21 protein-coding genes are annotated in these 19,178 nt (G+C 71.0%); 18 read left to right on the top strand and 3 right to left on the bottom strand.

The window, feature by feature from the left end:
• Position 1 precedes the first annotated feature (1 nt).
• From rsmD to AB0M01_RS32750, 10 genes are all read left to right on the top strand, one after another.
• Positions 2-565, top strand: coding sequence for a 16S rRNA (guanine(966)-N(2))-methyltransferase RsmD (gene rsmD / locus AB0M01_RS32795; RefSeq protein ID WP_363676360.1), 564 nt, complete (start codon positions 2-4; stop codon positions 563-565).
• Positions 558-1,028 (top strand): pantetheine-phosphate adenylyltransferase, encoded by a 471-nt coding sequence (gene coaD, locus AB0M01_RS32790; protein WP_363676359.1) that lies wholly within the window; start codon positions 558-560, stop codon positions 1,026-1,028. The genes rsmD and coaD overlap by 8 nt, the downstream gene beginning before the upstream one ends.
• Before the next feature lie 129 nt (positions 1,029-1,157).
• On the top strand, positions 1,158-1,676 hold the full coding sequence (locus tag AB0M01_RS32785) for a DUF177 domain-containing protein (RefSeq protein ID WP_363676358.1): 519 nt from the start codon (positions 1,158-1,160) through the stop codon (positions 1,674-1,676).
• 107 nt (positions 1,677-1,783) lie between these two features.
• Positions 1,784-1,975 (top strand): 50S ribosomal protein L32, encoded by a 192-nt coding sequence (rpmF, locus tag AB0M01_RS32780; protein WP_077012766.1) that lies wholly within the window; start codon positions 1,784-1,786, stop codon positions 1,973-1,975.
• A gap of 13 nt (positions 1,976-1,988) precedes the next feature.
• Complete coding sequence (gene rnc / locus AB0M01_RS32775) at positions 1,989-2,720, top strand: ribonuclease III (protein ID WP_363676357.1); 732 nt, start codon at positions 1,989-1,991, stop codon at positions 2,718-2,720.
• Position 2,721: 1 nt separating this feature from the next.
• The gene (gene mutM, locus AB0M01_RS32770) at positions 2,722-3,576 is read left to right on the top strand and encodes a bifunctional DNA-formamidopyrimidine glycosylase/DNA-(apurinic or apyrimidinic site) lyase (protein ID WP_363676356.1); all 855 of its coding nucleotides are present in this window, start codon (positions 2,722-2,724) and stop codon (positions 3,574-3,576) included.
• Positions 3,577-3,716: 140 nt separating this feature from the next.
• On the top strand, positions 3,717-3,917 hold the full coding sequence (locus AB0M01_RS32765; protein WP_363676355.1) for a hypothetical protein: 201 nt from the start codon (positions 3,717-3,719) through the stop codon (positions 3,915-3,917).
• A gap of 319 nt (positions 3,918-4,236) precedes the next feature.
• Entirely contained in the window at positions 4,237-7,788 is a 3,552-nt protein-coding gene (gene smc / locus AB0M01_RS32760) for a chromosome segregation protein SMC (RefSeq protein ID WP_363676354.1), read from the top strand.
• Between the two features lie 45 nt (positions 7,789-7,833).
• Positions 7,834-8,106, top strand: coding sequence for a type II toxin-antitoxin system prevent-host-death family antitoxin (locus AB0M01_RS32755; protein WP_363676353.1), 273 nt, complete (start codon positions 7,834-7,836; stop codon positions 8,104-8,106).
• Positions 8,103-8,507 carry a type II toxin-antitoxin system VapC family toxin gene (locus AB0M01_RS32750; protein WP_363676352.1) on the top strand — a complete coding sequence of 135 codons (405 nt, stop codon included), beginning with the start codon at positions 8,103-8,105 and terminating at the stop codon, positions 8,505-8,507. The genes AB0M01_RS32755 and AB0M01_RS32750 overlap by 4 nt, the downstream gene beginning before the upstream one ends.
• A gap of 21 nt (positions 8,508-8,528) precedes the next feature.
• Here AB0M01_RS32750 and AB0M01_RS32745 read toward each other — a convergent pair whose 3' ends face one another.
• Positions 8,529-8,852 carry a nuclear transport factor 2 family protein gene (locus tag AB0M01_RS32745; RefSeq protein WP_363676351.1) on the bottom strand — a complete coding sequence of 108 codons (324 nt, stop codon included), beginning with the start codon at positions 8,850-8,852 and terminating at the stop codon, positions 8,529-8,531.
• 88 nt (positions 8,853-8,940) lie between these two features.
• On the opposite strand from AB0M01_RS32745, the gene AB0M01_RS32740 reads away from it, so the two are divergent.
• The 4 genes from AB0M01_RS32740 to AB0M01_RS32725 all read left to right on the top strand — a co-directional run bounded on the left by AB0M01_RS32740 (position 8,941) and on the right by AB0M01_RS32725 (position 11,957).
• The gene (locus AB0M01_RS32740) at positions 8,941-9,468 is read left to right on the top strand and encodes a hypothetical protein (RefSeq protein ID WP_363676350.1); all 528 of its coding nucleotides are present in this window, start codon (positions 8,941-8,943) and stop codon (positions 9,466-9,468) included.
• 120 nt (positions 9,469-9,588) lie between these two features.
• Positions 9,589-10,113 carry a sigma-70 family RNA polymerase sigma factor gene (locus AB0M01_RS32735; RefSeq protein ID WP_363676349.1) on the top strand — a complete coding sequence of 175 codons (525 nt, stop codon included), beginning with the start codon at positions 9,589-9,591 and terminating at the stop codon, positions 10,111-10,113.
• Positions 10,110-10,832: a zf-HC2 domain-containing protein gene (locus tag AB0M01_RS32730; RefSeq protein WP_363676348.1), complete on the top strand. Its 723-nt coding sequence runs from the start codon at positions 10,110-10,112 to the stop codon at positions 10,830-10,832. Before AB0M01_RS32735 ends, AB0M01_RS32730 begins: the two co-directional genes overlap by 4 nt.
• 33 nt (positions 10,833-10,865) lie before the next feature.
• Positions 10,866-11,957, top strand: coding sequence for a beta-eliminating lyase-related protein (locus tag AB0M01_RS32725; RefSeq protein WP_363676347.1), 1,092 nt, complete (start codon positions 10,866-10,868; stop codon positions 11,955-11,957).
• A gap of 176 nt (positions 11,958-12,133) precedes the next feature.
• Here AB0M01_RS32725 and AB0M01_RS32720 read toward each other — a convergent pair whose 3' ends face one another.
• Both AB0M01_RS32720 and AB0M01_RS32715 read right to left on the bottom strand, forming a co-directional pair.
• Positions 12,134-13,039 (bottom strand): M56 family metallopeptidase, encoded by a 906-nt coding sequence (locus AB0M01_RS32720; RefSeq protein ID WP_363676346.1) that lies wholly within the window; start codon positions 13,037-13,039, stop codon positions 12,134-12,136.
• On the bottom strand, positions 13,036-13,422 hold the full coding sequence (locus AB0M01_RS32715) for a BlaI/MecI/CopY family transcriptional regulator (RefSeq protein WP_363676345.1): 387 nt from the start codon (positions 13,420-13,422) through the stop codon (positions 13,036-13,038). The genes AB0M01_RS32720 and AB0M01_RS32715 overlap by 4 nt, the downstream gene beginning before the upstream one ends.
• 114 nt (positions 13,423-13,536) lie before the next feature.
• Here AB0M01_RS32715 and AB0M01_RS32710 point away from each other — a divergent pair, with 114 nt between their 5' ends.
• Genes AB0M01_RS32710 through cydC form a run of 4 tightly spaced genes read left to right on the top strand, consistent with a single transcriptional unit; the run spans position 13,537 to position 19,175 of the window.
• Positions 13,537-14,961: a cytochrome ubiquinol oxidase subunit I gene (locus tag AB0M01_RS32710; RefSeq protein WP_363676344.1), complete on the top strand. Its 1,425-nt coding sequence runs from the start codon at positions 13,537-13,539 to the stop codon at positions 14,959-14,961.
• Positions 14,962-14,971: 10 nt separating this feature from the next.
• Positions 14,972-15,958: a cytochrome d ubiquinol oxidase subunit II gene (gene cydB, locus AB0M01_RS32705; RefSeq protein ID WP_363676343.1), complete on the top strand. Its 987-nt coding sequence runs from the start codon at positions 14,972-14,974 to the stop codon at positions 15,956-15,958.
• Entirely contained in the window at positions 15,958-17,574 is a 1,617-nt protein-coding gene (gene cydD, locus AB0M01_RS32700; RefSeq protein ID WP_363676342.1) for a thiol reductant ABC exporter subunit CydD, read from the top strand. The genes cydB and cydD overlap by 1 nt, the downstream gene beginning before the upstream one ends.
• Positions 17,571-19,175, top strand: a complete 1,605-nt coding sequence (cydC, locus tag AB0M01_RS32695; RefSeq protein ID WP_363676341.1) for a thiol reductant ABC exporter subunit CydC — start codon at positions 17,571-17,573, stop codon at positions 19,173-19,175. The genes cydD and cydC overlap by 4 nt, the downstream gene beginning before the upstream one ends.
• The last annotated feature ends 3 nt before the right edge of the window (positions 19,176-19,178 follow it).

Here is a 19,178-nt window from a genome sequence, read left to right as displayed (position 1 = left end):
GGTGAGCCGGATCATCGCGGGGGTTGCCGGTGGCCGGCGGATCGCGGTTCCTGCCGGGACCGGGACGCGGCCGACCGGGGACCGGGTCCGGGAGGCGATGTTCGCCTCCGTCGAGACCGAGTTCGGCGGCATGCAGGACCTCGCGGTCCTCGACCTGTACGCCGGGTCCGGCGCGATCGGGCTGGAGGCGCTGTCCCGCGGCGCCGCGCGCGTCGTACTGGTCGAGCAGGACCGCAAGGCCGCCGAGGTGATCGCCGCGAACATCCGCGTGGTCGGGCTGCCGGGCGCGACGCTGCTCACCCGGCCCGTCGAGAAGGTTGCCCAGGGCGACAACGCGGGCGAGGTGTTCGACCTGGTGTTCGCCGACCCGCCGTACAAGCTGGAGACGGAAGCGCTGCAGGACGTGCTGGTGGCGCTGCTGGAGCACGGCTGGCTGGCCGCTGCCGCGGTCGTGGTGGTCGAGCGCGGCAAGCGGGAGCCGTGGGAGTGGCCGGAGGGGTTCGCCGCGCTGCGGGACCGCAAGTACGGCGAGGCCCGGCTTTGGTACGGTCACCGCCATGAGTAGAGCGGTCTTCCCAGGCACGTTCGACCCACCCACCAACGGCCACCTGGACGTCATCGCGCGGACGTCTGCGGCGTTCACCGAGGTGATCGTCGCGGCCGGGGTGAACCCGTCCAAGCAGCGGATGTTCGACGCCGCCGAGCGGGTCGGGATGCTGACCGAGATCGCCGCGCCGTACCCGAACGTCCGGGTGGACACCTTCGACGGGCTGCTCGTCGACTACTGCCGCGCAGTCGGCGCGCAGGTGGTGGTGAAGGGCCTGCGCTCGGGCAGCGACTACGACTACGAGCTGCGGATGGCGCAGATGAACCGGCGGCTGACCGGCCTGGACACACTGTTCCTGCCGACCGCGCCGGAGCACGGCTACGTGTCGTCCAGCCTGGTCAAGGAGATTGCGAGACTCGGCGGTCCGGTCGACGCCTTCCTGCCACCCGCCGTTCACGTCCGACTCGCCGCGAAACTCTAGTGTCACCCCGAATTGGGCTAGTGGCGCCGGAGTTGGTAATGTTGTTCCTCGGTCTCGCTGAGACCGAGATTCTGCCTGCCCACGCCTGAAAGGGATGTTCTGAGCGCCTTGGACCCGCGGTCCCCACTCGTGATCGACACCCACGAGCTGTCTCGCCGCGCCGGGTCCCAGCGCGAAGTCTCCTTCACGGTTCCGGCACCGGCCGATCTCGGGATCGACGTGATCGGCGTACCCGAAGGCGACCCGATCCAGTTCGACCTACGACTGGAAGCGGTGGTCGAAGGGGTGCTCGTGACCGGGACGGCCCAGGGCCGGCTGGTCGGGGAGTGCGCGCGGTGCCTGGTCGACATCGAGGACGAGTTCCTCGCCGACGTCCAGGAGCTGTACGTCTACCCGGAGAGCGACGCCGAGCCCGACGAGGCCAGCCGGATGGAGGGCGATCTGATCGACCTCGAGCCGGCGCTGAGGGACCAGGTGGTGCTCGCACTGCCGTTCACGCCCTTGTGCACCGACGACTGTGCCGGTCTGTGCCCCGAGTGCGGGGTGCGGCTGGACGACGCGCCGGGGCACAAGCACGAGGACGCGGTCGATCCTCGCTGGTCGGCCCTCAGCGGGCTGGTGGCGCAGGACGACCGGCCGGACCAGTAACCTCAGATCTTCCCGTACCGCGGTACGGGGGCAGTACAACTACAGAGCAACCGCACACCAAGCCGGCCGGGTTCTCGAGCCTCCGGCCGAACCGAGGAGTCATAACCGTGGCCGTTCCGAAGCGGAAGATGTCGCGCAGCAACACCCGCAGCCGCCGGGCCCAGTGGAAGACCACTGCCCCGTCGCTGGTGACCTGCGTGAACCCCGCCTGCCGCGCGAAGCACCTGCAGCACACCGTTTGCCCGACCTGCGGCCAGTACGGCGCGAAGGGCGAGCGTCGCCAGGTCGTCGAGAGCTAAACGGCACCAGTCAGTGAATTCGGTCAACGAGACGGGGCTCTACGCCGAGCTGAACCAGCGGCTCGGCGTATCGCTGGCTGACGAACTACTGGAGCACGCCTTCACCCACCGTTCGTTCGCGTACGAGAACGGTGGGTTGCCGACCAACGAGCGGCTGGAGTTCCTCGGGGACTCGGTGCTCGGTGTCATCGTCACGGAGTCGCTGTTCCGTAACCATCCGGACCTGTCCGAGGGCCGGCTGGCCAAGCTGCGCGCCGCCGTGGTCAACATGCGCGCGCTCGCCGGGGTCGCTCGCGACCTCAAGCTCGGCAAGTACCTGCGGCTCGGGCGCGGCGAGGAGGCCACCGGCGGCCGGGACAAGTCGTCGATCCTGGCCGACTGCGTCGAGGCGCTGATCGGCGCCGTCTACCTGGACCGTGGGTTCGAGGTGGCCGGCGGCGTCGTGCACACGCTGTTCGACGAGCTGATGGAGTCGTCGGCACGGCTCGGCGCCGGTCTGGACTGGAAGACGTCGCTGCAGGAGCTGGTCGCCCAGCTCGGCGTCGGCGTCCCCGAGTACGTGATCGCTGAGTCCGGCCCGGACCACGCCAAGACCTTCGAGGCGCGGGTCCGGATCGGTTCCGACACCTACGGGCACGGCATCGGCCGGAGCAAGAAGGAAGCCGAGCAGCAGGCGGCCGAGACGGCGTGGAAGGCGTTGCGCGCCGCGCATCCCGACAGCATCGACCCGTCCCAGCAGCCCTGAGGTGCCTGAACTTCCTGAGGTAGAGGTCGTTCGCCGCGGACTCGCGGACTTCACCACCGGGCGGACGATCGACGCCGTCGACGTACTGCACCTTCGTCCGGTCCGGCGGCACCTCGCCGGGCCGGACGATTTCGTCGCGACGCTGAAGGGCCAGACGTTCGGTACGCCGGCCCGCCGCGGCAAGTACCTGTGGCTCCCGCTGGAGTCCGGTGACGCCGTTCTCGCGCACCTGGGGATGAGCGGCCAGTTCCGCGTCCAGCCGACGGGGACGCCGGACGAGAAGCACCTGCGGATCCGGTTCCGGTTCGCCGACACCGGCGGAGAGGTCCGTTTTCTGGACCAGCGGATGTTCGGTGGTCTGTCGTACGCCGAAGGCGGCGCCGAGCTGCCGGCCGAGATCGCGCACATCGCCCGGGACCCGTTCGACCCGCTGTTCGACCTGGACGAGGCGGCCGCGAAACTGCGCCGCCGCAAGACCGGCCTGAAGCGGGCGCTGCTCGACCAGACGGTCGTCTCCGGGATCGGCAACATCTACGCCGACGAGGCGTTGTGGCGGGCCAAGCTGCACTACGCGAAGGCCACCGAGACCCTGAAACCCCAACAGGCCAAGGAGATTCTCGGTCACGCCAAGGCCGTGATGGCCGAGGCGCTGGACGTCGGCGGCACCAGCTTCGACGCCCTGTACGTCAACGTGAACGGGGAATCGGGCTACTTCGAGCGCGGTCTGGCGGTCTACGGCCAGGAGGGTTCGCCGTGCCCGCGCGACGGCCGCCCGATCCGGCGCGAACCGTTCATGAACCGTTCCTCGTTCCGCTGCCCGAAGTGCCAGCCGGTGCCACGACACGCCCGGTGGTGAGCGGTAAACCATGATTTGACGTACCCCAGGTTGACCCTTGGCACTGCGGGTGTCACCCTGAAAGACGGCACATCTTTTGAGAAGCGCTCCTCGGACCTGGGGCGCTACCGGCCAGAAAAACCCTTCCGGAGGACAGCACAATGGCCAAGGCTCTTCTAGGGCATCTTGGAGGCACTGACCCGCGTCTGCTCGAGCAGGTTCGACTGCTCAACCGGCGCGTCGCGGACCTGGAGGCGCACGTGATGCGGCTGCAGGCGGAGAACGACCACCTGGTCGCAGCCGTACACGACGGTCGGCTGCTCACCGTGGACGAGGCACTGAACGAGCCTGCCCACGTCTGACCAGCGCGACAGACCAGTCAGTACCAGCTGACCCGGGGCCGTCCGGTCCCGGGGAGCTTTCGCACCGTCCGCAGCACCTGAGCCTGGATCCGTCGCGGATCCAGGCTACGGCGGCGGCCCGCGTCCGGGCCTCCGCCGTACTTTTTGCGTTTTCCGCGCCGGACCGAGCGCCTGCACCGAGCGCGCGGCCGGCCGACGTAGACTCGGGCCTGGAACACCTTCCCCCGGGTAGCCGCAGCGTCACCGGCAGTTACGACGGTTCCATCGGATACCGGCTGTCCTTTCACGGGTTGGGAGCAAGGCTTTGTACCTGAAGAGCATGACGCTCCGGGGCTTCAAGTCGTTCGCCTCGGCGACGACGATGAACTTCGAACCAGGGATCACCTGCATCGTCGGCCCGAACGGCTCCGGCAAGTCCAACGTCGTGGACGCGCTGGCCTGGGTGATGGGCGAGCAGGGCGCGAAGTCGCTGCGCGGCGGCAAGATGGAGGACGTCATCTTCGCCGGCACCTCCGGCCGCAGCCCGCTGGGCCGCGCCGAGGTGGTGCTCACCATCGACAACACCGACGGCGCGCTGCCGATCGAGTTCGCCGAGGTGACGATCTCCCGGACGATGTTCCGCAACGGTGGTTCCGACTACCAGATCAACGGCCAGAACTGCCGGCTGCTCGACGTCCAGGAACTGCTCAGCGACTCCGGTATCGGCCGCGAGATGCACGTCATCGTCGGCCAGGGCCAGCTCGACTCGATCCTGCGCGCCACCCCCGAGGGCCGCCGCGGCTTCGTCGAGGAGGCGGCCGGCGTCCTGAAGCACCGCAAGCGCAAGGAGAAGGCGCTGCGGAAGCTGGAGTCCACCGAGGGCAACGTGCACCGCCTCGGCGACCTGATCACCGAGATCCGCCGCCAGCTCAAGCCGCTCGGCCGGCAGGCCGAGGTGGCCCGGCGCGCGGTGACGATCCAGGCCGAGGTCCGCGACGGCCGCTCCCGGCTGCTCGCCGACGACATCGTCCAGGCCCAGTCCGCGCTCGAGGCCGAGCTCAAGGACGAGGCCGCGATGACCCAGCGCCGGGCCGAGATCGAGGCGGCGCTGCGCGAGGCCCGCGAGACCGAGGCCGACCTCGAGGAGGCGCTGCGCGAGGACGCGCCGGCGCTGCAGGCCGCCCAGGACACCTGGTACTCGCTGTCCGGCTTCGGGGAACGGATCAAGGGCACCGCGCGGATCGCCGCCGACCGGATCCGGTCGCTGAACGACGAGGCCGACGAGCCGCGGGCCGGCCGCGACCCCGAGGAGCTGGAGCTGGAGGCGGCCCGGGTCCGCGAGACCGAGGCGCAGATCGAGGCCGAGGTCGAGGCGCACTCCGAGGTGCTCGCCGAGTCGATCGAACGCCGCCAGCAGCTGGAGGCCGAGCACGCCGAGGAGGAGCGCCGGATCGCCGCGCTGATCCGGGCGTCCGCCGACCGCCGCGAGGGCCTGGCCCGGCTGACCGGCCAGGTGAACGCGCTGAAGAGCCGCGCGTCGGCCGCCGAGTCCGAGATCGGCCGGCTGGCCGCGAACCAGCGCGAGGCCGAGCAGCGCGCCGCGAAGGCGCAGCACGACTTCACCGCCCTGGAGACCCAGGTCGCCGGGCTGGACGCCGGTGAGAAGGGCCTCGACGACCAGTTCGAGGCCGCGCAGAGCGTCCTGGACGAGATGGACGAGCGGCTCACCAAGGTGCGCGCCGAGGAGCGCGACGCCGAGCGCGAGCGGACCGGTCTGGCCGCCCGCAAGGAGGCGCTCGAGATCGGCCTGAACCGCAAGGACGGCGCCGGTGCCCTGCTGGCCGCCTCCGAGCAGGTGACCGGGCTGATGGGTTCGGTCGCCGCGCTGCTGAGCGTCCGTACCGGGTACGAGACCGCGATCGCGGCCGCCCTCGGCGAGGCCGCCGACGCGGTCGCCGTGACGCACAAGGCCGCCGCCGTCGAAGCCGTCGGGCACCTGAAGGAGCACGACCTCGGCCGCGCCGGGATGCTGCTCGGTGACGCTCCCGCGGAGGACCAGTCGTCCTGGCCGCAGCTCCCGTACGGCGCGACGTACGCGGTGGAGGTCGTCGACTGCCCCGAGCAGCTGCGCCCGGCGCTGCGCCGGCTGCTGCGCAAGGTCGCGGTCGTCGACGACGTGGCCGCCGCGCAGTCCCTGGTCCAGCACCTGCCCGACGTCACCGCGACCACCCGGCAGGGCGACGTACTGGGTGCGCACTTCGCGTACGGCGGGTCGGACGCCGCGCCGAGCCTGATCGAGGTGCAGTCCGCGGTCGACGAGGCCGCCGAGAAGCTCACCGAGGCGACGGCGCGCAGCGAGCGGCTGCGGTTCGAGCTGGCCGCGCTGGAGCAGGAGCGCAGCGCGCAGAAGGAGCACGTCGAGATCACGCTGGCCCGGCTGCACGAGTCGGACGCGGCGATGGCGGCCGTGGCCGAGCAGCTGGCCCAGTTCGGGTCGATGGCCAAGGCGTCGCGCGGCGAGGCGCAGCGGATGGCCGAGGCGATCGCCGCGGCCGAGGAGGAGCGCGACCGGAACCTGTCCGGCCTCGCCGACCTCGAGCAGCGGCTCAGCGACGCGGAGATGTTCGACGAGGACGGCGGCGACGAGCCGGACCCGACCGAGCGCGACCGGCTCAGCGAGGCGGCCAAGGCCGGCCGCGCGGCCGAGATGGAGGCGCGGCTGGCGCTGCGCACCACCGAGGAGCGGGCCCGGGCGCTGTCCGGCCGCGCTGACTCGCTGGAGCGCGCGGCCCGGCAGGAGCGCGAGGCGCGGGCCCGGGCGATCGCGCGGGCGTCGCGGCGAGCGCGGCAGTCGGAGGCGGCGCAGGCCGTCCACCTGGCCGCCGGGCACGTGCTGGCTCGCCTGGAGAGCTCGCTGCAGCTCGCGGCGACCGAGCGCTCGGCGATCCAGGCGCAGCGCGCCGACCGGGAGAAGGGGCTGGCTCAGGCCCGCTCCTCCACGCGCAACCTGAGCTCCGACCTGGAGCAGCTGACCAACACCGTCCACCGCGACCAGCTCGCCCGGGCCCAGCAGAAGATGAAGCTGGAGCAGCTGTACGAGAAGGCGCTCAGCGAGCTGGGAACCGAGGTCGAGCAGCTCGTCGCGGAGTACGGGCCGGACCAGCTGGTCCCGCCGCTGCCGCCGAAGGAGGGCGAGGACCCGGACGTCGAGCGGCCGGGGGAGCCGTTCAACCGGACCAAGGTGGAGAAGCGGCTCAAGTCCGCCGAGCGCGCGCTCGGGCAGCTCGGCCGGATCAACCCGCTCGCCCTCGAGGAGTTCGAGGCGATGGAGGAGCGGCACCGCTTCCTGGCCGAGCAGCTCGACGACCTGAAGAAGTCCCGCCGGGACCTGATGGACATCGTCAAGGAGGTCGACGAGCGGGTCGAGCAGGTCTTCACCGAGGCCTACCGCGACGTCGAGGTCGCCTTCGAGCACGTCTTCAGCCGGCTCTTCCCCGGCGGTGAGGGCCGCCTGGTCCTGACCGACCCGAGCGACATGCTCGCCACCGGCATCGACGTCGAGGCCCGCCCGCCGGGCAAGAAGGTCAAGCGCCTGTCACTGCTGTCCGGCGGTGAACGCTCGCTGGTCGCGGTCGCCTTCCTGGTCGCGCTGTTCAAGGCCCGCCCGTCGCCGTTCTACATCCTCGACGAGGTCGAGGCCGCACTCGACGACACCAACCTGGGCCGCCTGCTGGAGATCTACGAGGAGCTGCGCGAGAACAGCCAGCTCCTGGTGATCACCCACCAGAAGCGCACGATGGAGGTCGCCGACGCCCTGTACGGCGTGACGATGCGCGGCGACGGCGTCTCGGCGGTCATCTCCCAGCGCATCCGGGAGACCGAACCGGCGTAGCAGCAAGCTGTAGCGAGGTGTGTCCCACCGCGCTACGCTTGGGATATGAAGGTGATCACGCAACGCGAGTTCCGGAACCAGTCCGCGGCCGTGATGGATGCTGTGGAGGCAGGGGAGACGTTCCACATCACCAGGAACGGTTCCGAGGTCGCCGAGTTGCGTCCGCTGAACAGGCGCCGGCGGATGACCGCGGCGGACCTCGTGGCCAGGCATCGCCGGTTGCCGCGCATCGACGCCGATCGCCTGCGGGCCGAGGGAGATGAGATCTTCGGCGGCGCGGACCGCCTGGACGACGACGACGTGTGGGATCGCGAGTGACCGCGCTGCCCACCTCCGGTGTGCTGGACACTTGTACGTTCATCGACCTCGGAGTGCTCGATCCCGACGACCTTCCGGACTACCCCGAGCTCACGACGATCACGCTGGCCGAGCTCTACCAGGGTGTGACGATGGCGAAGGATCCGGTGACGATGGCCGCCCGCGCCGAGGTGCTGCACGCCGGGGTGAGCGAGTTCGAGCCGTTGCCGTTCGACGCCGATGCCGCGGGCCGGTACGGCAGCCTGGTGGCCCTCGTGCTCGACGCCGGCCGGAATCCCCGGCCGCGGCGGCTGGACCTGATGATCGCCGCGATCGCATCGTGCCGTGGCCTGCCGTTGTACACGCGGAACCCGGACGACTTCAAAGGCCTCGGCGACCTGCTGACCGTCCACGCGGTCTGACCCGGACCGGGAAGGTCCTGTTCAGGCCGTGATCGTCATCGAGGCGAGCCGGTCGTCCTGGACGTCGAAGGTGAAGTGGGACGGGCCGTTGAAGCCGTCGCCGCCGACCTGGGTCAGCAGGGTGATCGGGTTGCCGGCGGTGGCGACCGACGTAGCGGCGAAGGTCACCTTCTTGCCGATGAACTCGGCGTCGCTCCAGGAGCGGATCCGGTCCGGGCCCTGGAACTTGCGGCCCCAGTCGTCGACGTAACCGTCGGTGTGGAAGGCGGCGACGAAGGCGTCGGCGTCGAGCTGGTCGATGGCGTCCAGGGCACGCTGGACCGCGGCAGGGATGTCGTTGCTCATGACGTGACGATAACCCCGCTGAACCGGTCCGGGGATCTGTCCGTGTGGAAGGTGTTCGAGAAACACACCATTCCGAGGAGCAGGACCCATGAAGCGTTTCGCCTTTGCCGCCGCCACCGCCGTACTCGGCCTGGCGGCCCTGACCGCCTGTGGTGGCGGTGACGACACCCCGGCTGCCGCCCCGCAGAGCCAGAGCACCGCCAGTACGCCGGACGCCGGCTCCGCCCCGAAGCTGGCGACGGCGGACGTCGCGAACTTCGGCAAGGTCGTTGTCGACGGCAACCAGCGCACGCTGTACGTGTTCGACAACGACAGCGCGGGCAAACCCTCCACCTGTGACGGCGAGTGCGCCGCCCTCTGGCCGCCGGTGAAGGCCGGCACCGCCGCACCGCAACTGGACGGTATCGACGCATCCCTGGTCGGCACGGTGACCCGGACCGACGGCAGCAAGCAGGTCACGCTGGCCGGCCTGCCGCTGTACCAGTACGCCCCCGACACCCAGGCCGGCGACGGCAAGGGCCAGGGCGTGCTCGGCAAGTGGTGGGTGGTCGGTGCCGACGGCAAGAAGATCACCACTCCGGCCGGGGGCAGCGACTCCGGCAACAGCGGCTACTGAGCCGCCGTCATGTCCATCGGACACGCGCTGCGGGGCCCGCTGGCGGGCCCTGCGCCCGTCCGGCGGGCGGCATCGCCTATCGTACGAACGACCGCGAGCATCGAGGCCGGGAGGACCGCGGTGGGCGAGCCGGACCGCAGTGGCGAGGAGCTGATCCGCGCCCTGTACGCCGAGCACGGCCGCAGCCTGCTCGCGTACGCGACCCGGCTGACCGGTGACCGGGCCGCCGCCGAGGACGTCGTCCAGGAGACCCTGCTGCGGGCCTGGAAGCACTCCGACGACCTGGTGTCGGGCAAGGGCTCGGTGCGCGGCTGGCTGCTGACCGTGGCCCGCAACATCGTCACCGACCGGGCCCGGGCGCGCGCCGTCCGGCCGGCCGAGGTCGCCGAGGTGGAGGACCTGCCGCCGGTGCAGGGCGACCACTCCGAGTCGGTCGTGAACAGCATGGTCGTGCTGGAGGCGCTGGAGCAGGTCACGCCGGAGCACCGGGAGGTCCTGGTCGAGCTGTACTACCGCGGCCGGACCGTGACCGAGGCAGCCAAGGAGCTGGGCGTTCCGCCCGGTACCGTGAAGTCGAGATCGTATTACGCCCTCCGAGCCCTGCGGAGTGTGCTGGGTGGAACCGGAGCGGAGGTGGCCCGATGAGTACGAGTGACAGCGGGCACGACCGCTCCCAGCTCGGCGCGTACGCGCTGGGTTCGCTGGAGCCCGACGAGGCCCGTGAGGTCGAGCAGCACCTGGCCGGCTGCGCCGAGTGCCGGGCCGAGCTGGTGGAGTTCGAGGAGATGCAGGAGTTCCTCGGCGAGGTTCCGCCGGAGGCGTTCCTGGACGGGCCGCCGGCCGACGGCGACCTGCTGCTGCAGCGGACGCTGCGGGCTGCCCGGACGACTCCTGTTGAGGCGACCCCGGCGCAGCAGGTCGAGACCACCTCGCGGCGCCGGACCAGGCCGTGGTTGCTGGCGGCAGCCGCCGCGGTGATCGTCGCCGGAGCGCTCGGCGGTGGTGTCGCGATCGGAAGGCAGTCGGTCGACCAGGTGGTCGCCGAGGACACCCCGGCCGGGTCCAAGCAGGTCAGCACGACCGACGCAGCGACCGGAACGACGATGGCCACGACGGTCGAGCCGCGGACCGGCTGGAGCTGGGTCGTGGTCAAGCTGACCGGTCTGAAGGCCGGCGCCGAGTGCGAGATGCTCGTCACCGACACGTCCGGCCGGACGTGGACGGCGGGGAGCTGGACGGTGTCGGAGAAGGCTGCCCAGGAGGGGAGCCGGTTCAGTGGCGGTGTGCTGGTCCCGGTCGAGCAGGTGCGTTCGGTGGAGATCCGGACCGTCGCAGGGGAGCACCTCGTCACCACCCAGGTCTGAAAACCCGGTTGCCGCAAGGGAGAGGATGGACGCGTGGCTGACTCCTCCGAAGACCTGAAGGTACGCCGTCAGGCCGCTGCCGCCGAGTCCACCCGCTGGCTCACCGGGCGGCGGCCGTCGGCGGCGGACTCGCTCCGCCGGCTCGCCGAGGTGGCCACCGACGAGCAGCGCGACAGCTACGGCGGTGGCGGCGAGGTCGCGCTGCTGGAGGCGGAGGTCGCCGAGCTGCTGGGCAAGCCGGCTGCCGTGTTCATGCCGACCGGGATCGCGGCGCAGCAGAGCGTGCTCCGGGTCTTCGCCGACCGGGCCGGTACGCAGCGGGTCGCCGTCCACGGGCTGTCGCACCTGCTGGTGCACGAGCTGAACGCGCTGGAGGAGGTGCACCACCTCCGGATCGAGCGGCTGTGTTCCGAGCCGCGGCAGCCGCGGCCGGACGAGCTGGCCGCCGTACCGGGTGCGCTGGCGGCGGTGACGCTGGAGCTGCCGCTGCGCGACGCCGGGTTCGTGCTGCCGACCTGGGACGAGCTGGTGATCTTCGCCGAGGCCTGTACGGCGCGCGGCGTACCGCTGCACCTGGACGGTGCGCGGCTGTGGGAGAGCACGCCGTACCTCGGTCACAGCCTGGCCGAGATCGCCGAGCTGGCCACCACCGTCTACGTCTCGTTCTACAAGGGCCTGGGCGGGCTGGCCGGAGCAGCGGTCGCCGGGCCGGCCGACGTGATCGCGGAGGTCCGCCGCTGGCAGCGGCGGCTCGGCGCGAACCCCTACACCCTCTTCCCGTACGCCGTGGCCGCCCGCGAGGGCCTGCGTTCGCTGCTGCCGCTGATGGGTGACCTGCACGACCGCGCGGTCGAGCTGGCCGTCGCGCTGCAGGCCACCGGCTACCGGGTCTTCCCCGAGCCGCCGCACACGAACTCGTTCCGCGTCTACGCGCCACGCCCGGCCGACAAGATGGAGCGCGCCGCGGTCCGGCGGATGGAGGCGACGCGCGAGTCGCTGACCTGGACCTGGCAGCCGGCCGACGTCCCGGGGTGGTCGTGGGTCGAGCTGGTGGTGACTCCGGACACGTTGGCGTGGCCGGTCGACGAGGTGGCCAAGGCTTTCGGGGAACTTCTGGAAGACTAGGTGCGTATCACCAGTGAGGTTGTTCGCATTCCAGGCGGGGAGAGTTGCAGGTCAGTGCTGACGTTCGTTTTCACCATGATTGTTCTGCTGGTTCTTTCGGGGCTCGTGCTGCTGGCGGTGGCGCGAGGTGAGGGTAAGCACTTCGGGTAAGTAATTGCTGTAAGCAACAAAAGGCGTCAGCGGACGGCTTCGGCCAGCGCCTTCAGCACGGGAGCGGCGACGGTGACGGTGGGCAGCACGAGCAGTGCGACCGCCGTCGCGTAGGTGGCCGCCGACAGCAGGGGGAAGCGCGGTTCGGGGTCGGCCAGGCGCTGGACTCTCAGCACCGTCGCGGACTTGGCCATCGCCAGGCCCGCGGCGGGTGCCGGGGAGCCGGCCAGTGCGACCAGGGCGCGGGCCAGCGGGAGCGGGCCGTTGCGGCGGCGGGCGTCGTCGTCGGCGAGCAGCTCGACGAGCGTGCGCGCCTGCTCCAGCGCCACGTCGCTGCGGACCCAGCGCGGGAACGCCATGTGCAGCGCCGTGAACGCCTCCAGCACCAGGTCGTGCCGGGCGCGCAGGTGCGCCTGCTCGTGCGCCAGTACGGCGCGCAGCTCGCTGTCGTCGAGCCGGTCGAGCGCGCCCACCGACACCACGACGCGGGAGCCGCGCATCGCGGGCAGGCAGTAGGCGAGCGGCGTCTCCTCGGCCAGCACCCGCAGCCCGGGGATCAGGCCGTCCGGTGTGGCCAGTACGTCGACCAGGTCGCGGTGGCGCTTGCGGCGGGCGCGGGTACCGACGGCTACGCGGCCGGCGGCGTACAGGAGTCTGATGGCGACCAGGGCGGTCAGTGCGAGCACTGCAGCCGCAGCCAGGTCGCGTAGGGATGACGGGTCGAAGCGCGGCTCGCCGGGCTCGCCAGCTGTTGAGTAGGACAGGGAGATGCCGGCGCCGAGCGCAGCCAGTACGGCGGCGATCGCCAGCGCCTGCCAGAGCGCTACGGCGGCGCGCGGGATCCGGTACGGCCAGCTGGAGCGAGCCAGCAACGCCGGGGCCGGCCCGGTCAGCACCAGAGCCAGTGCCGCGAGCAGGATCGGGGTGATCACCCCTCTCGCGCCTCGAGCTTGCTCAGGGCCTCGCGCAGCAGCGCGGCCTCCTCGTCGGAGACCTGGCCGACGAACCGGACCAGCGCCTCCCGGCGGTCGCCGGCCTGGTCGAGCGCGTCGCGCATCAGGTCGACGGCCAGGTCGGCGCGCGGTGCCGAGGCCTTGTAGCGCCAGGCCTTGCCGTCGCGCTCGCGCTCGGTCAGCTTCTTCTTGGCCAGCCGGTCCAGCACCGTCATCACGGTGGTGTAGGCCAGGTCGCGGGTGCGCGAGAGCCGCTCGTGCACCTCTCGCACGGTGAGCGCGCCCTCGGCCGCCCAGAGCTGCTCCATCACCACCCGCTCGAGCTCGCCGAGCGGTCGCGGAGCCTTCGGGTCGGTGGTCACGTGACCAGTATAACTACACATTGTAGTAGATCACCGGCGGTATCTACTACATTCCGTCGTAGATCTGCGCTAGCATCTACTACGTAACGTCGTAGATCTTCGGGAGGGGCCCCGATGGACACGCTCGACCTGGCCCGCTGGCAGTTCGCGGTCACCACCGTGTACCACTTCTTCTTCGTCCCAGTGACGATCTCGCTGGTCGCGATCACGGCCGGCCTCCAGACCGCCTGGGTGCGCACCGGCAAGGACAAGTACCTGCGGCTGACCAAGTTCTACGGCAAGCTCTTCCTGATCAACATCGCGATGGGTGTGGTCACCGGGCTGGTCCAGGAGTTCCAGTTCGGGATGAACTGGAGCGACTACTCACGCTTCGTCGGCGACGTGTTCGGCGCCCCGCTGGCGCTGGAGGGGCTGCTCGCGTTCTTCCTGGAGTCGACGTTCATCGGGCTCTGGATCTTCGGCTGGGACCGGCTGCCGAAGAAGGTGCACCTGGCCTGCATCTGGATGGTCGCGCTCGGCACGCAGCTGTCGGCGTACTTCATCCTGGCGGCCAACTCCTGGATGCAGAACCCGGTGGGCTTTCGCTACAACGCCGAGCGCGGCCGCGCCGAGCTGACCGACTTCTGGTCGGTGCTGACCAACAAGGTCGTCCTGGTCACCTTCCCGCACACGATCTTCGCCGCGTTCATGGTCGGCGGCGCGTTCGTCGCCGGGGTCGCGATCTGGCACCTGGTCCGCCGGCCGGGCGTCGACACCGCGGCGTTCCGGACCGCGATGAAGCTGGGCGCGGTGATCGTGATCGCCGCCGGGGCCGGCGTGGCGCTCAGCGGCGACCAGCAGGGCAAGGTGATGACCGAGGTGCAGCCGATGAAGATGGCGGCCGCCGAGGCGCTCTACCAGTCCGAGAAGCCCGCCGCGTTCTCGGTCTTCACGGTCGGGACGCTGGACGGCTCGAAGGAGATCTTCTCGGTCAAGGTGCCGTACCTGCTGTCCTTCCTGGCCACCGGGACCTTCGACGGCGAGGTGCAGGGCATCAACAACCTGCAGGAGGCGTACGAGAAGCTCTACGGCCCCGGCTCGTACAACCCGAACGTCCCGCTGACCTACTGGACCTTCCGGCTGATGATCGGGGTCGGGATGACCTCGGTCGCGCTGGCCGCGCTGCTGTTGTGGATGACCCGGAAGGGCCGCGAACCGCACCGGCTGCTGATCTGGATGGCGCTGCCGCTCCCGCTGCTGCCGCTGTTCGCGAACGTCTTCGGCTGGGTGTTCACCGAGACCGGGCGGCAGCCGTGGCTGGTGTTCGGGCTGCTGCCGACGTCGGCGGGAGTGTCACCGGGGACGACGACCGCAGAGGTGCTGACCAGCCTGATCGGCTTCACGCTCCTGTACGGCGTACTGGCGGTGGTCGAGGTGAAGCTGATGTTCAAGGCCGTCCGGGCCGGGCTGGCGGGGTCTGCGCCGGCTCAGGATCCCGACGGGCCCGACTCCGACGACGACGGCTCGGCCGAGGCCAAGCCGCTGTCCTTCGCGTACTGAGGGGATGACGATGGAACTGACGACGGTCTGGTTCATGGTGATCGCGTTCCTGTGGATCGGTTACTTCGTGCTCGAGGGCTTCGACTTCGGCGTCGGCACGCTGCTCCGGGTGCTCGGTCGCGACGAGCCCGAACGACGCGCGGTGGTGACCACGATCGGGCCGGTCTGGGACGGCAACGAGGTCTGGCTGGTGACGGCCGGCGCGATGACGTTCGCGGCCTTCCCGGAGTGGTACGCGACGCTGTTCAGCGCGTTCTACCTGCCGCTGTTCGGGATCCTGGTGGCGCTGATCCTGCGCGGCGTCGCCCTGGAGTACCGCGGCAAGCGCGACGACCTGCCGTGGCGGTCGCGGATGGACACGCTGATCGTGATCGGGTCGCTGGCCCCGGCGCTGCTGTGGGGGATCGCGTTCGCGAACCTGGTCCGCGGCATCCCGCTGGACGCGTCGTACGAGTTCGTCGGGGGGTTCGGCGACCTGCTGAGCCCGTTCGCGTTGCTGGGCGGTGTGACCTTCACGGCCGTCTTCGTGGCCCACGGCGCGATCTTCCTGGCACTCCGTACGACGGACGAGCTGCGCGAGCGGGCGAACCGGCTGGCCGGGTGGACCGGGCTGGTGGCGGCGGTGCTCGCCGTCGGGTTCCTGGCCTGGGCTCAGCAGCTCCGCGGCGACCGCTGGTCGGTGCTGATCGCCGTACTGGCTGCGCTGGCACTGGTCGGCGCGCTGCTGGCCAACAGGTTGCGCCGGGAGGGCTGGGCGTTCGCGGGGACCGCGCTGGCGATCGCGCTGACGGTGACGTCTCTCTTTGTCGCCATGTTCCCCGCGGTGATGCCGTCGACGCTCGACCCGGGTTCGACGCTGACCACGGCGGCGGCCGCCTCCACGCCGTACACGCTGAGGATCCTGACCGTCGTCGCGGCCGTCTTCACCCCGGTGGTGATGCTCTACCAGGGCTGGACGTACTGGGTGTTCCGCAAGCGCGTGATCGTCGGCGTCTGATGAAGCCCCTCGATCCGCGGTTGCTGCGCCGGGCCAAGGCGGCCCGGCTGTTCCTGGTCGGGTCGGTGCTGATCGGTGTCGCCACGGGTGCGCTGGTGATCGTGCAGGCGGTGCTGCTCGCGCGCGGGATCTCCGGCGTCGTGCTGCACGGCTCTGGTGTCGGTGAGGTGGCCTGGTTGCTGGCGGCGGTTGTCGTCGGCCGGGCAGCGTTGACCTGGCTGCAGGAGGTCGTGGCTCAGCGGGCGGCGGCAGCGGTGAAGTCGACTCTGCGGCGGCAGGTGCTGGAGCACTCGCTGAAGCTGGGGCCGGTCTGGCTCAGCAGCGAGCGCAGCAGCCAGCTGACGACGCTGCTGACCAAGGGGCTGGACGACCTCGACCCGTACTTCGCCCGGTACCTGCCGCAGCTGGTGCTGGCGGCGACTGTGCCCGCTGGAGTCGTCGGCTGGATGGCGACCGGCGACCTGATCGCTGCCGCGACGGTGGTGGTGACGCTGCCGCTGATCCCGGTGTTCATGGCGCTGGTCGGCTGGGCCACGCAGGCGTACAGCAGGCGGCGGCAGCGGGCGCTCGCCGTACTGGCTCACCACTTCTCCGACGTGATCTCCGGGCTCGCGACGCTGAAGCTGTTCGGCCGCGCCAAGGGCCAGGCCGAGTCCGTACGCCGGGTGACCGAGGAGCACCGGGTCGCGTCGATGGCGAGTCTGCGGCTGGCGTTCCTGTCGTCGTTCGTGCTGGAGCTGCTGGCGAGCATCTCGGTCGCGCTGGTCGCGGTCGGGGTCGGGCTGCGGCTGGTGGACGGGAAGCTCGGGCTGGAGACGGCGCTGCTGGTGCTGATCCTGGCGCCGGAGGCCTACCTGCCGCTGCGGCAGGTAGGTGCGCAGTTCCACGCGAGTGCGGACGGGGTGGCGGCGAGTGAAGAGGTGTTCCGGGTGCTGGAGACGCCGCTGCCGCTGACGGGCGACAGGACCGACGTACCGGACCTGCGGACGACCGGGCTGCACCTGCACGACGTGACCGTCAGGTACGCGGACCGCCCGGCGCTGCAGAGCTTCGACCTCGACCTGTGGCCGGGTGAGGTGGTTGCGCTGACCGGGCCGAGTGGCGCGGGGAAGTCGACGGTGCTGGCGGCGATCCTCGGGTTCGTCGTGCCGGAGTCCGGGGTGATCGTGGCGGGTGGGAGTGCGATGGACGAGTTCGACATGGGCTTGTGGCGGCAGCAGTTCGGGTGGGTGCCGCAGCGGCCGGGACTGCGGGTCGGGAGCATCGCGGAGAACGTGCGGTTGGGCAGGCCCTCGGCGACTGACGCTGAGGTGCGAGCGGCGCTCGACACGGCAGGGGCTGCTGAGCTGGAGCTGGAGACGCCGGTAGGGGAGCAGGGGCAGTTGCTGTCGGGTGGGCAGCGGCGGCGGGTGGCGCTGGCTCGGGCGCTGGTGACCGATGCGCCGGTGCTGCTGCTGGACGAGCCGACGGCTGGGCTGGACCCGGTGGCCGAGGCTGCGGTGGTCGCTGGGCTGCGGTCGACCGGGCGGACGGTGCTGCTGGTCGCGCACCGGCCGGCGTTGATGGAGGCGGCTGATCGCGTGGTGTCGGTGTCGAGGGAGTTGGTGCCGGTATGAGCTTGCTGGTGATGCCGGAGCGTGGGGTGCGGCTACGACTGCTGCTCGCCGTACTGGCTGGGGTGCTGGCGTCGGGGATGGCGGTCGGGCTGCTGGCCACCTCGGCGTGGCTGATCACCAAGGCGTCTGCCGAGCCGCCGGTGCTGACGCTGCTGGTGGCGATCGTGGCGGTGCGGGCCTTCGGCGTCGGCCGCGGTGTCTTCCGGTACGTCGAACGGCTGGCCGGCCACGACGCGGCGTACCGGGTGCTCGGCGACACCAGGGCGCGGATCACCGAGCGGCTGGAGCCGCTGGCGCCCGTCGGACTGGCGTCGACCCGCAGCGGGGACCTGCTGGCGCGCCTGGTGCTGGACATCGATGCGGTGCTCGACCTGTGGTTGCGGGTGCTGCTGCCTTTGGTGGTCGCGGTGGTGACGGCGACGGCGACTGTTGGGCTGCTGGTGTTGCTGCTGCCGGTAGCGGGTGCTGCTGTGGCTGTAGCGGTGCTGGTCGCCTGCACGGTGGTGCCGTGGCTGACGGCGGCCAGTGCTGCGCGGGCCGAGCGGATGATGGCTGGGCATCGCGGTGAGGTCGCGGCTGCTGCGACCGAGAACCTGCAGACTGCGGGCGACGTACTGGCGTTCGGGGCGGTGGACCAGGTGCTGGCGTCGTTCGAGACGGCGGACCGGCGGCTGGCGGCGGCGCAGCAGCGGTCTGCGTGGAGCACCGGGCTCGGCGGCGCGCTGCTGGTGCTGTGCGTCGGGGCGGCGAGCATCGCTGGGCTGGTGCTCGGGACGGGTGAGTCGGGGCCGGTCTACGCGGTGCTGGTGCTGACGCCGCTGGCGCTGGCTGACGTGCTGGGCGGGGTGCCGCTCGCGGCGCAGCTGGCGATCCGGGTGCGCGCTGCGCTGCAGCGGGTGGAGGACCTGCTGGGCACGCCGGTGCCGGTGGCCGAGCCTGCCGCGCCGCTGCCGATGCCGGCGGGGTCTGGGCTGCAGGTCCGGGGGCTGCGGGCCGGCTACGGGTCCGACGACGTGTTGCGTGACCTCGACCTGGACCTGCCTGCGGGCAGCCGGGTGGTGATCACCGGTCCGAGCGGGTCCGGCAAGAGCACGCTGGCCCTGGTGCTGCTCCGCTTCCTGGAACCGCGCGGCGGTGAGGTGCTGCTGGACGGCTCCGACGTACGGCGGCTGGACAGCGACGAGGTGCGGACCAAGGTGGGACTGCTGACCCAGGAGAGCTACGTGTTCGACACGAGCATCCGGGAGAACCTGCTGCTCGCCAAGCCCGGTGCGAGCGACTTGCAGCTGTGGAACGCGCTCTACCGGGCGCGACTCGGTGACTTCGTGCACGACCTGCCGAAGGGGCTCGACACGATGGTGGGGGAGCACGGCGCCCGGCTGTCCGGCGGAGAGCGGCAGCGGCTCGCGTTCGCCCGGTTGCTGCTGGCCGACCACGACGTACTGGTCCTGGACGAGCCGACCGAGCACCTGGACGAGGAGACCGCCCGGAGCCTGCTGACCGACCTGTACCGCGCGGCGGGCCGCCGTACCGTCGTACTACTTACCCACCGCCCGGAGCTGGCGCCTCACCCAACGCGACCGATCGTGGTTCTGGCTTGAGCA

This window comes from Kribbella sp. NPDC051770 (assembly GCF_040681455.1).
GTDB lineage: Bacteria > Actinomycetota > Actinomycetes > Propionibacteriales > Kribbellaceae > Kribbella.
Note: the sequence above shows the minus strand (reverse complement) of the source record. Positions and strands in the feature narration are given on the sequence as shown.